The 12,250-nt window shown below is 48.7% G+C and carries 11 protein-coding genes and 1 pseudogene; 8 read left to right on the top strand and 4 right to left on the bottom strand.

Annotated features, from left to right (window positions below):
* Window positions 1-4 precede the first annotated feature (4 nt).
* Window positions 5-373, top strand: coding sequence for a 6-pyruvoyl trahydropterin synthase family protein (locus tag ACINK7_RS18810; RefSeq protein ID WP_404357660.1), 369 nt, complete (start codon window positions 5-7; stop codon window positions 371-373).
* Window positions 374-376: 3 nt separating this feature from the next.
* A complete protein-coding gene (locus ACINK7_RS18805; protein WP_404357658.1) occupies window positions 377-1,276 on the top strand; it encodes a class I SAM-dependent methyltransferase in 900 nt (299 codons plus the stop codon).
* 84 nt (window positions 1,277-1,360) lie between these two features.
* Here ACINK7_RS18805 and ACINK7_RS18800 read toward each other — a convergent pair.
* Window positions 1,361-2,341: pseudogene (locus tag ACINK7_RS18800) on the bottom strand (integron integrase).
* Between the two features lie 202 nt (window positions 2,342-2,543).
* Here ACINK7_RS18800 and ACINK7_RS18795 point away from each other — a divergent pair.
* The 5 genes from ACINK7_RS18795 to ACINK7_RS18775 all read left to right on the top strand — a co-directional run bounded on the left by ACINK7_RS18795 (window position 2,544) and on the right by ACINK7_RS18775 (window position 6,149).
* Window positions 2,544-3,272, top strand: coding sequence for a hypothetical protein (locus tag ACINK7_RS18795; RefSeq protein ID WP_404357656.1), 729 nt, complete (start codon window positions 2,544-2,546; stop codon window positions 3,270-3,272).
* A 92-nt stretch (window positions 3,273-3,364) separates the two neighbouring features.
* A complete protein-coding gene (locus ACINK7_RS18790) occupies window positions 3,365-4,111 on the top strand; it encodes an enhanced serine sensitivity protein SseB C-terminal domain-containing protein (protein WP_404357654.1) in 747 nt (248 codons plus the stop codon).
* Window positions 4,112-4,241: 130 nt separating this feature from the next.
* Window positions 4,242-4,880 (top strand): isochorismate family cysteine hydrolase YcaC, encoded by a 639-nt coding sequence (ycaC, locus tag ACINK7_RS18785; protein ID WP_404357652.1) that lies wholly within the window; start codon window positions 4,242-4,244, stop codon window positions 4,878-4,880.
* 63 nt (window positions 4,881-4,943) lie between these two features.
* A complete protein-coding gene (locus tag ACINK7_RS18780) occupies window positions 4,944-5,282 on the top strand; it encodes a DUF6572 domain-containing protein (RefSeq protein ID WP_404357650.1) in 339 nt (112 codons plus the stop codon).
* A 462-nt stretch (window positions 5,283-5,744) separates the two neighbouring features.
* A complete protein-coding gene (locus ACINK7_RS18775) occupies window positions 5,745-6,149 on the top strand; it encodes a hypothetical protein (protein WP_404357648.1) in 405 nt (134 codons plus the stop codon).
* A gap of 770 nt (window positions 6,150-6,919) precedes the next feature.
* Here the strand turns inward: ACINK7_RS18775 and ACINK7_RS18770 are convergent.
* From ACINK7_RS18770 to ACINK7_RS18760, 3 genes are all read right to left on the bottom strand, one after another.
* Entirely contained in the window at window positions 6,920-7,984 is a 1,065-nt protein-coding gene (locus tag ACINK7_RS18770) for a TolB family protein (protein ID WP_404357646.1), read from the bottom strand.
* A gap of 195 nt (window positions 7,985-8,179) precedes the next feature.
* Window positions 8,180-8,980 carry a class I SAM-dependent methyltransferase gene (locus ACINK7_RS18765; RefSeq protein WP_404357644.1) on the bottom strand — a complete coding sequence of 267 codons (801 nt, stop codon included), beginning with the start codon at window positions 8,978-8,980 and terminating at the stop codon, window positions 8,180-8,182.
* 225 nt (window positions 8,981-9,205) lie between these two features.
* A complete protein-coding gene (locus ACINK7_RS18760) occupies window positions 9,206-10,126 on the bottom strand; it encodes a LysR family transcriptional regulator (RefSeq protein WP_404357642.1) in 921 nt (306 codons plus the stop codon).
* A 159-nt stretch (window positions 10,127-10,285) separates the two neighbouring features.
* On the opposite strand from ACINK7_RS18760, the gene ACINK7_RS18755 reads away from it, so the two are divergent.
* Window positions 10,286-11,884, top strand: a complete 1,599-nt coding sequence (locus ACINK7_RS18755; protein ID WP_404357640.1) for a SulP family inorganic anion transporter — start codon at window positions 10,286-10,288, stop codon at window positions 11,882-11,884.
* Window positions 11,885-12,250 lie beyond the last annotated feature (366 nt).

Raw genomic sequence — 12,250 nt, 5'->3', positions numbered from 1 at the left:
GTTCATGTACCAACTTGCCATTTGTAGAGATTTCATCGCACAGCATTATCTGGTCGGTGGCGACTGGGGTGCCGAGAATCAGCGGCACAGCCATCATTACCGCATCGAAATCCAAATCGAGCATGGCCGCTTGGACAAGCACGGCTATTTGGTCGATATCGTCGATCTGGAAAACGCGCTGTCCGCCGTTATCGAGCGGTTCAAGGACATCACGCTAAACGATCTGCCCGAGTTCGAGGGGCTCAATCCGTCGCTCGAACATTTCGCGCGCATCATTTACGAAGGGTTGCAGTCGAGGCTCGATTTCAGCGAGCAAAAACTGACCGTCAAATTGTGGGAAAACGAGCGCGACTGGGCGGCCTATCGGGAATAAGCCTTGGACGCCTTCGCTCAGTTTCTGCAAGCCAAATACGCGCTGGATCAACGTAGTCTAAATCCTGCTGTTTGGCGGCGCTTTTTGGATGAACTGTCCGGCAGAAACCCGCTCGACTTGCTCGATGTCGGCACCGGGGCCGGGTCGATGTTTCGGCGCATCCTTCAGCATTACGATCACGGCGCGATGCATCTGACCGGGCTCGATATTGAATCTGGCCTGCTCGATATCGCCGAAACGGAGATCGCCTCACTTTTGCAGGCCAAAGGTTTTGCGGTCGAAAATGGAGTCGGCCGTCTCAGTGCCGAACGCGACGCGGATCGAATAGAATTTCAATGCATTTGTACACCGCTGAGCGAATTTCAATCCGCGCCGAACCGCTACGACGTCATCACCGCGCATGCCTTCATGGACCTGGTTCCGCTGCGACAAATCCTGGCCGGTTTTCATGATGGGTTGAAACCGGGCGGCTTGTTATACACAACGATCAATTACGACGGCGAAACGGTCGTGTTTCCGCCGTATCCGGACTGCGAGTTCGAAGATGCGTTATTGCGGGGCTATGATGCATCGATGGAAGAGCGGCGCTTGAACGGTTCGGAGACAGGCGGGGCAAAGTGCGGGCGGCGTCTTTACGGCGAATTGCTGAACGCCGGATTCGAAATCGTCAGCTACGGCTGCTCCGACTGGAACATCACGCCCAGCGATGGCGCTTATCTCGATGACGATTCTGTAGTGCTGGAGCATTTGTTGGGCTGGATATCTTCGGAAGGCCGAAGCAACCCGGCGCTAGACCCGGAAAAACTCGACCGATGGCTGATATGCCGGAGGCGACAATTACAAATGCAAATGCTGGGCATCATCGTTCATCAAATCGATGTTTTGGCGAGGAAGCCTGATTGAATCGTTGCAATATGAAATTGAGCGGACCCCTACAGCACACTATTGCTCTGAGAGGTGTTGGATCGGCCCGAAAAATCGCGATGTTCAACCGTCCAAATCGTCCAGCGGACTGACCACCCCCTGTCCGCCTTGATTCAGCACATGCGTGTAAATCATCGTGGTTTCCAGATCGCTATGGCCCAGCAAAGCCCGAATGGTGCGTATGTCGGTACCGCGTTGCAACAAGTGCGTTGCGAAACTGTGCCGAAAGGTATGGGCGCTGACCCGCTTGTCGATACCGACCTGCCGAACGGCGGCTTTGATCGCTTTGTTGATCAACGATTGATCGATGTGATGACGGCGAGTCAGGCCGGATAACGGGTCGATCGACAGCGACTGGGCCGGAAATACATATTGCCAACCCTATTCCCGTTCGGCGTTCGGGTATTTTTTCGCCAACGCATACGGCAGAAAGACCGCACCGAAACCATCGGACAAATCCTTTTCATGAATCGATTTGACCTTGTCGAGATGATTGCGCAGCAACGGCATCAACGCCGCGGAAAAGGTCGTCACTCGATCTTTATCGCCCTTGCCGGAACGCACCGTAATCTGTTTGTATTCAAAATCGAGATCCTGAACTCTGAGCCTGACCGCCTCGGTAATTCGTAATCCGCTGCCGTACAGAATCTTTACTACCAACTGCGGAACGCCTTCCAGACGCGCCAAAACCTGTTTGACTTCATCCGTCGACAAAACGACCGGAATGTGCCGTTTTTTACCGGAACGAACCGCATCGATACGCTTTTCCAACGGCCTGTCGAGCACTTGTTTGTACAAAAACACCAAGGCATTCATGGCCTGGTTTTGCGTCGATGCGGCGACATGGCGCTGCGTGGCCAGATGAGTCAAAAACGTTTCGATTTTGGCCTCGCTGTTTTCGAATAACGACCGTCTTTCCGTTAGTCGGTGAAACTTGACGAATTGCTTGATCCAATCGCAGTAAGTCCGCTCGGTATGCAGGGAATAATGCTTGAGACGCATGACCTTTCGAACGTCATCCAATAAGGCTGGTGAACTTGACATCGCAAATAATACCGTCTAGATTCAGTTGCAATTTTCTAGAAGGCAAATTTGCCTGAATCGTCGGTTAATAGCAAGTTATCGAGGCAACTATGCGCGGTTTATCGAATATCAAGGTAAAAGTGCCTGAAAATACCGGTAGTATCGACTTGTATGGGCAGATTTGCCTGGGAATCAATAGTTAAGCCGTTCAAGAGAGATTGTCATGGAATGGATAAGTACAAGAAATATTATAATTAGCTTAGTTGTAGGTTTGGTCACCTATGCATTAGTTCAAATACTTTTTCCTGCATCCGCTCCACTTGGAAACCAAACACATACTATTTCTAATCAGAAAATTGTCATTATGCCCGTATCAGGTGTGCCGACAACATTTCTTACAGCATTAAAGAAATCATTAGAGTCACAGCATAACATTGGTGTTCTTGTCACTACCGCTATAGGTAAAGGCGATGAAATGCTAATTCCAGGAAAAGATCAATATAATGCAGGATACTTGGCATCACTGGGTATGCAAATCGGGAAAAGTATGGGTAGGCCCGATGCATTCTTTATTGTTCTAACTAATGAAGATATAAACTATCCCGATTCTGGTTTGAGGTTCGTATATTCAGCACATTACAATGGAATCGCTGTTGTTTCTTTGGCAAGAATAAATGAGTTAAATTTTGGGGTGGTTCCCAAGTTAATTGAAATTCCCAGTATCTTTCTGAAAATGCAGGAGAGAGCGCTAAAGCTCATCAACAAAGCGATCGGCTATGGTGTCTATGATCTCGATGCATCCTCAAATATTAATGATGTAATGTATGGTCCTATCATGGGTATTCATGACTTAGATAAAGCGGGGTCTTGGTACCAGAAAGGCTTAACAAATCAATCAATGTCGCCTACGGCTGGACCTCCGCAAGCTTCGCTTGCACCGGCCCATTATTGAGGCGTTAGCGTGGCAACAAAGTGGACAAACTCTTAGCCGCATTTGTGCTTTTCTTGATCCCGGTAATGGCCTGTGGGAGCGGAACCGACAACATGACAGAACTCGATGCAGCCTTTGAGGCAGCAACAAAGAATCCAGAGAAGCAATCGGCATACTACGATCTGTTTCTGAACTCCGAGATATACATACCGACTCATGACGCTCCATCGCAAGATCGTCGTAGACGTGCCGGCGAAAATGAAACGATTTCACCCGTCATTGTGGAGTCCGAAGGTAAGTCTTATCTGATGCTGTTCGATAACAGAGAGCGCTTAGGCGCTTGGGCAAAACGTGAAATCGGATTCACCGCGATACTGGGACACGTCATCGTCGAAATGATGAATCCAGATATCCATTGGGCCCTTAATGTAGGAACAGATCATGTAAAGGTATTTGTTCCAGAAGAAATCAGATGGTTGAAAGAATCGGTTTTTAGGTCGAAACAAGCATCACTTTCCAAAGGCACAACGGTACTGGTCGGTGCCCCGCCGAAAATTCCAGCCGGATTGATCGAAGCCATGACCCGTAATCTTGAACGAAACTCAGAAGTAGCCGAAGCTTACCTAGGACAAGTTCACTATGTGAAAGAAGGCGAGGTACCGCATCTTGCGCTAGTCCTACGAACCAGCGCATCGCTTCCCTCCGTGATTGACGCAATTCGTAAAGACCTGGCAACGGCAAGCCGAGGCTACTTGGTCAAAGATCAATATATCGATATTTTCGTTGATGATGGGAAGGGTGTGGGGGCCGAAGTCACGAAATCAGTTAAGCCGTTCTATGTGCGGAAAACCGCACGCTAACAACCGCTTCCACGGGCGGCGCCGCTATCGCGCCGCTCCAGTCGACGTCGGCGCTATCGCGCCTCCTCGGCTGAACTAGGCGTTCGGCAAAGAAAACAATCAACATCAACCCATAACCAAAGGAAACACCATGAAGACTGAATTCCAATATAACCGCCTGAACAAGGAAGAAGCGGCTGTTTTGCTCGTCGATCACCAATCCGGCCTAACAAATCTCGTTCAAGATTTCTCACCGGACGATTTCAAGAACAACGTCCTTGCGCTGGCGGACGCTGCCAAGTATTTCGACCTCCCTACAATCTTGACGACCAGTTTCGAGGACGGTCCGAACGGCCCTTTGGTTCCGGAACTAAAAGAACTGTTCCCCGACGCCCCATACATCGCACGCCCCGGCCAAATTAATGCTTGGGACAACGATGACTTCGTGAAGGCGATCAAGGACACAGGGAAGAAGCAGTTGATCATTGCAGGAATTGTGACTGAGGTCTGTGTGGCATTTCCAGCGTTGTCTGCTCGCGAGGAAGGTTTTGAGGTTTTCATTGTCACCGATGCGTCAGGAACATTCAACAAGACCACGCGGGACGCCGCATGGGCGCGAATGGAAGCGGCTGGATGCCAGCTTATGACTTGGTTCGGGGCGGCTTGCGAACTACACCGCGACTGGCGAAACGACGTCGAGGGGCTTGGTGCTCTGTTTTCGAATCACTTGCCATCGTATCGTTGCCTCATCACCAGTTACATGGCTGGGCAGAACGCATCGAAACAATAAGCCGAATAAGGCGCTGGAGGCAACGGGCTACGACAGTGCCTCAGCTTTGACGTTAGATTTAAAATGAGCATCGAGGACGCTCAAGTAATTGACATCATCAGTTCCTCTCCAGACGGCAATTCGGTTACTTTGACCGTTACGGACCATCTTGAATGGGGGAGCAGTGAGCACTTGATCAAGATTCAGGATAAATTGAATACTTATCTTTCATTTATGGAAAGCGGTGAGATTTACAATTCATATCCCAAAGCAAAAGGAAAAGAACTAAAACTTGAAGTGGTATGTAAATACGAACCAGACGAGGAAGGAAAGAAGTTTTTAGCTTTGTGCGAAGAGGTAATATCAAATGTAGGTTTTTCATTCGAGTATTGCGAAAAGGGGTCGGGTTTAATTAATAATTAAACCCGACCCTGAGGTATCCCCACGAAAGAGCCAAATAAAACAATTTGCTATGGCTGAAAATTGATAGATATATTGATTTTTTCATCGTTCCTACGCTCTGCGTGGGAATGCATCCCGGGACGCTCTGCGTCTCCAAAGGTCGATAATCCCGACAAGAACAACGATACATTCTCTGCAGTTTCTTAATCCGATTGCCCGCCGCAGTCGACGCAGAGCGTCTAAAGCGGTATTCCCACGCAGAGCATCACTGCCATTAAGTTAAGCCGTCACAGAGATAAGTAATGCTTGCATTCAGGCTCTAATGTGCCTCAAAAGCTTGCCATCCAAGGCACTGGATTCCGCCAGTCCATGGCGGAATGACTGGTTTCCCTTAACTTAATGGCAGTGACGCAGAGCATGGGAACGATCGTATTGTGGGGATACATCAGAACCCGACCCCTTTTTTCTTCCGAATTTTGATTTTTGTTAGTCAATCAGGGCTGGGCTGTTAATATTGAAACTTTTGGGCCTAAGCAATTAAGGAATGAAATGAGTAAAAGTAAATCAGTTATCATGGCTGTTTGGGTGGTCGCTTTGTCGGCGTGCGGTGGCGGCGGTGAGGATAGCGGTATGTCTCAGGTAAAATCGACTTTTCTTGATAGTTGTATACAAAAGGAAGGGCTTGCGCGCCCTATCGAGCAGGCTAAGTCGTATTGTAATTGTGTTGCCGATTCTGTTTTCGGCAATAGGGATATTTCCGATGAAACCAAAAGGCTCATGTTTTCGATGAGCGATAAAGAGAGTCAGCTGTATAAAAAAGATGATGCCACGATGGTTAGAGGCGCGCTGATGGCTTGCTATACTTCTAATTTTTATAAGAAAAAATAGGCTTTGTGCGAGGTAATAGTTGCAAGTCTCATTTGCTTCCGGAAGCGTTTAAAAATCCTAAGGATTTGTTCGTAAATAAGGATTTCGTGAAAAATAACTTCCTTGAGCTATGAGTTTTGTAGCGGGTTCGGTAACTCGCTTGTCAGGGCGCCGTGAACCCAGCACCTAAATTATCCAAGATAGTTAACCATAGCCAACGGACTATGGAATTTAGATGCTGGGTGAATACGTCCTTGTAGGCTTGACGGCGGCGACTGATTGCCATGGATGGCATGAATGCAGATTTTGCATTACGCCATGGATGGCGTGTATTAGGGCACCAACAGTAGGTGCTTTAGGCGATGCAGGAGCAATTGCCGAGGAGCAAAAATCTGCCCTGCCGCCGACACCTGTCAATCGAGTTACCGAACCTGCTTACCGTGCATTAAAAATAGGGAAGTTATTTATGACCGAATCCTAACTTCCCTATTTCGTGCTAGGTTCAGTTGTTCGATTGGCAGGCGTCGGCAGTTGCTGAGTTACATGGATGTAATGAACCTAACACCTAAATTCCATAATCCATTGTCTATGGTTAACTATACCTTTCGCACTTCAAATTTCGGCAGTGCCCGAGGCCGAATTTTCATCTACGATGAGTATATCTTAGATAATTTAGGTGCTGGGTTAATGCCATCCTTGGCAATCAGTCGTCGCCTTCGAGTACAGAGGCGCATTACCTAGTGGCCTGTTTTAGGCCGGGACGCTTAATGGTTAACGGAACAACGGGACATTTAATCAGTTTTGGCGGCTTTTGCTTTGTTTTTGGCTAGTAAGTTGGGCGGCGGGCCGATCGGATCGAAGTTCTTGAGCAACGGCACGTCGTCTTTGTTGACCCTCATCACATTCATATCATAGGAGCCTTGCGGCCCCCAACCGCCGAAAAATTTCTTGCCATCCGGCGTGAAGGCCCAACACATGTCTTCGCCTGCGGTATTGATGGTGTCGCCCAGGTTCAAGGGCTCTTGCCATTCGCCCTGGGGATTTTGATAGGAAATCCATTCGTCGTGTCCACCACGCGAACCCATGTCGGGACGCGTGCTGGTGATGATCAGGCTTTTGCCGTCCTTCGATAGTCCCGTCCAATGTAGATGGTCTCGGTAAGGGGAGTTGATCCTCGGTCCTAGGCTTTCGGGTTTCTGCCAAACGCCGTTTTTCTTTTCGACTTTCCAGATGTCGCTGTCTTGTGTGACTCCGGGTTGTTGGTAGCTGAAGTAAATCAGGCTGTCCGATACGATGATCGGGCAATGTTCTTCGCCGGTCGGCGTGTTGAGGTTAGGCAGTTCAGGCACATCATTCCAATTTCTGGCCGGTTGCCAGACACCATCGATTTTCTGCGCCACGTAGAGATCGCCGGTCGACAGATTGCCCGGTTCGTAGCGGGTGAAATAAAGAGCGTTGCCGTCATCGGAGAGACTCGGCTCCAGCTCCCAGGCGGAGGTATTGATGTTCGGCCCCACGGTTGGGTCGACGCTTGGTCCCAGATGAATCGGGGTTTGCCAAACGCCATTCACGTTGTGAGACATCCAGATGTCGAAGCTGTAGGGATTGCCTTGTGATTCGATGACACCGGGTCGAGTCGAAACGAAAACGACCGTTTTGCCATCTGCGCTGTAGGTTAGTTCAAATTCCGAAGCCGAGGAGTTGATCGGCTCGCCGATGCTTTGCGCTAACGGGTGCGGCTTTGCGTTTTCGCCGGCAGGCATGTCCATGCCTGGCATCGCATAAGACAGGTTTTGCGTCAAAAGAAGTGTCAGCGTTGCTAAACAGGACTTGGGGGTAAAGGTTTTTGTTTTCATAGTGTGCACAACGGTATTTGGGTAAGTATTAAACTAGAAAAAGCAGTTCACCATGAAAATCAAGAAGAATAAGAGGTTAATTCAATGGCTTATTTTGCCTATCCAGTTCATTTTTGTTTCCCTAAAAGGCTTAGGATAAGCTATTAAAACTTTATGGGCTTCATGCTTAAACTGCCGAATTTAGGGTCAAGGTTATCAAACCTTAGGCTTTTCCGTCTCGAACAGAATCGCTTGCATCGGATAGCGCATCGGGCTTGAACCAAACTCTTTTTTGAAGGCCTCGGCCAATTCCGTCACGATGTCCTCAGGGTCGACGCCGCCCTTATCTCTGATTTCGAAGATCACCGGCGTGTACACCAAGGCACGCGCGAACGCCGTCACATCGAGAATATCGTATTCATGGCGTTGCACGGAAATGACCACAGGGTCGAAGCCGATCTGAATCAATTGTTCTTTGAGAGGGTCGATTTGGTGGCAGGACACCGGATCGAATAAAAACTGCGGGGTGTCCGAGGGAAAGTATCGTTTAAGAACTTCGAAGCTTAAACTGGCGAACGGGTTGTAGCGTTCGGAGTCCCAAACGCGGAATAAATAACGGCCGCCCGGTTTCAAGGTGCGGTAAACCTCCCGAAACCCTTTGTTCCGGTCGAAAAACATGATGCCGAATTGACAGACGACGGCATCGAAGGCTTCGTCATCGAACGGCAGTGTGGTGGCGTCGGCGTTTTGGAAGGTGACCTGTTCACCCGGATGAAACTTTTGCCTAGCCACGTCCATCATTGAATCGCTGATGTCGACTGCGGTCAAGCGAGCTTCTTTCGCCAATAAGTTGCGCAAGTGACGGGTCACGATGCCGGTGCCGGCGGCGATTTCCAGCACGTTCATCGGTGCTTGTTCGGCGACGCGTCTTGCGGTATCGGCGCCGTAATGCTCGAATAGGACCGGTCCAAGGTCGCGATCATACGGAATGACAACTTCATCAACATAGCCGGACATGGTCTTTTTCCTTAGTTTGAGTTCGAGCGCTAATGCGAAACTCGCCAATACTGGCTGAATGGCGTGCGACAAGGATCGACATCATTAACGCTGTTGTTAAACAAAGCTGGATATTATAGGAAAATTTGCCAATGATCAAAGTGCATGGTCAATATCCAGCAATTCCCAGTTTGAGCATTCTCACTTGATTTAGAACAAAAAAAGGGGTCAGGTTGAATTATTAATTCAACCTGACCCCTTTTTTTGTTCTGATTTCCCTTGATTGGAAGGCGTAAAATTCTGAAATAGGGTTTTCAGTAGCGGATTTGGAAAGTGACGTTCAGGGGTGATTGCATAAAAACGTTCCTTGACTTCCGCGATCTGCACGCATTCGACTAAATGGCCGCTCAGCAATTCGTCACGTACCACCACGGGCGGCACCAGTGTTAATGTTCCGGATTCACGCGCCAGGAGTCTGAGCATGGCCATGTCATCTACTTCCGCGATGATTTTGGGCCGAACGCCGGCCTGGTTGAGCAAAAAATCGAAAGCGGTGCGAATTTCGCTTTCCATGCTGGGCACGAATAATCCGGCATGGTGTAAATCTTCCGGAAAACGAAAGTTGACCGGGGTCGTCCGCGCTTGACAGACTAGGCTGGCTGGCTGTTCATCGAGCAAATGACATTGCCAGTTTCGATCCAGGGCATCGGGAGCTGGACGATTAGATAAGATCAAGTCCAGGGTATGTTCCTGCATTTGCTGCATCAAGGCGTTAAGGCTGCCGGAATGCAGCACCAACTCAATATCTTCCAAAGCCAGCAGCGGTTTAATCAAGTCCAACTGAAAGTTGCGCGATAGGGTGGAAACTGCGCCGACACGTAATAAAAGCCGGCTTCCAGCTTCGCGGCGCTGCATGACGCTTAACAGCTCATCACCGGCGCGGAAAATGGCTTGAGCATAATCCAAGGCAATGTGGCCGGCTTCGGTCAAGATCAACTGCCGGCCTTCGCGTTCAAATAATTTTTGCCCTAAGCTTTCTTCGAGCTTACGCAGCTGGATACTTAATGCGGATTGTGAGATGTGCAGTTTTTCTGCTGCACGGGTCAAGTTGTTTTCATTGGCGATGACCCAAAAATAACGAAGGTGGTGATAGTTCAAGATGGCCATGAGTTTTCAATTGAGCAACATAGGAGAGAAAGGGGCAGTATTATCGGTATCGATATATAAAATATAACGAAAATACAGAAATAATATATTAGATTAAAGTGGTCCGAAAGGATAGTCTATTGGGCAGTTATCATAAACCTATTATTTTTCATAACCCTCATGACTCAAGCACTTGTCTATAAAGACCTTCGTTCTGGTTTTTTTGTCTCTCTGATTGCCTTGCCGCTATGTTTAGGTATCGCGATGGCCTCGGGTTTTCCTCCGATGAGCGGCCTGATTACCGCTATCATCGGTGGGCTCTTGGTGTCTCGTGTGAGTGGTAGCCAGCTCACGATCAACGGTCCGGCGGCCGGTTTAATCGTAGTGGTGTTGGATTCCGTGCATACCTTAGGTGCGGGCAATACTGCCGCCGGCGTTGCCTATACGTTGGCGGCGATCGTGTTATCGGGCTTGATCCAAATTGCCCTGGGCGCATTGCGCGCAGGTAAACTCAGTGCCTTTTTTCCTTCCTCGGTAGTACACGGGATGCTGGCTGCCATCGGCATCATTATTCTGGTTAAACAAAGTTATGTTTTGCTTGGGGTTCCGGCGGAGGCAGGCTCTATTGTGCATCAAGCGATGGCTTTGCCGAGGGCAGTGATCAATATGAATGTCCCGATTGCGATGATTGGCTTGATCGGCTTAGCCGTCATGATCTTTTGGCCTCGTCTTCCTTTTAAATTCAGTCGTATGTTACCGGCACCGCTTTGGGTTTTGTTTTCCGGTTTGCTGTTGACGCATTACTTCAATTTAGATCATGTGCACCGCTATCATTCTGTAGTAACGCAGTTTTTGACACAGAGCGAGTTTTTAATTGGTCCTACTTTTTTGCTCAATCTTCCAAGCAATCCGATGGATGCGCTGTATTTGCCGGACTTTGCTCTGATCGGCACGGCTAAATTTTGGTTCTGCGTTTTTAACATCACCCTTATCGGCAGTTTAGAAACCTTGTTGAGCGCTGCGGCGGTGGACAAGTTAGATCCCAAACATGGTTGTTCCGATTTGAACCGCGATTTGATGGCCATCGGCATGGGTAATACGCTCTGTGGCCTGGTTGGCGGGTTGCCGATGATTGCGGAAATCGTGCGGAGTTCGTCAAACATCAGTTATGGCGCGCAAAGCAGCTGGTCGAACTTTTTTCATGGTGTATTCCTGCTGCTATTTATCAGCTTAGGCGCCAATCTGATACAAGAGATTCCGTTAGCATCATTAGCGGCATTGTTGGTTTATACGGGATTTAGGCTCGCCTCTCCGATGGAGTTTGCTAAAACTTTAAGTATTGGTTTTGGCCATTTTGTGGTGTTTATCATAACTCTAATCAGTATTTTACTGACGGATCTATTGCTGGGAGTATTGATCGGTATTGTCTGTGAGCTGGCGCTGCATGGCTTGCGTGGTCTAAAACCTGCTCAGATTTTTCAGGTCGCCTATCGTATTGATGAGCAAGAACCGGGCATTTTTCATGTACAGGTCCACGGCGCCGCTGTGTTTTCAAACTTTCTTGCGCTAAAAAGCATGGCCGGCACTTTACCTAAAGCCAAGCAAGTGATTTTCGATTTGAGTGAAGCCAATTTGATCGATAGCACGGTATTGGAATTTATCTATTATTTTCGCGCCGAGTATCAAAGATCAGGCGGTACCTGCGAAATAGTCGGCTTACATCAGCATCAGGCCGTCGCTAAGCATCCATTGTCCGTTCGGCGCGCACTGAGAGTTTAGTGGGAGGCTGATTTAGTTCTTCGGCAATTGCTAAGCGGCACAGGAGGAGTGAAGGCGGAAAATACAGGAACATTATCCGCCTTGAATTGTTCTACCTCACCTCCTACTGTCATTAAGTTACCTGATTAGCAAGTTTCTTCAGTTAAAGCCCAAAGACCAACATATCCTTAGCAAGAAGGGGTTCGCAAGCCATGCGCGTCAAGCTAAAAACGGCCAACCCACATCACGCTCTTTCCCAAGCTCCAGCTTCCTGAGACCGATACAATCTCCGCACACTCTCAATCAACCCCGACTCGCTTGTTCAATTTTTCTTGATTGTCGGGAAGCTAGAGCTTCCTGAACGGGTTACCCAAGCTGGAGCTCTCA

It is taken from the genome of Methylotuvimicrobium sp. KM1 (assembly GCF_044788715.1).
Classification (GTDB): Bacteria; Pseudomonadota; Gammaproteobacteria; order Methylococcales; family Methylomonadaceae; genus Methylotuvimicrobium.
This window is presented reverse-complemented; position numbering and strand designations above follow the sequence as displayed.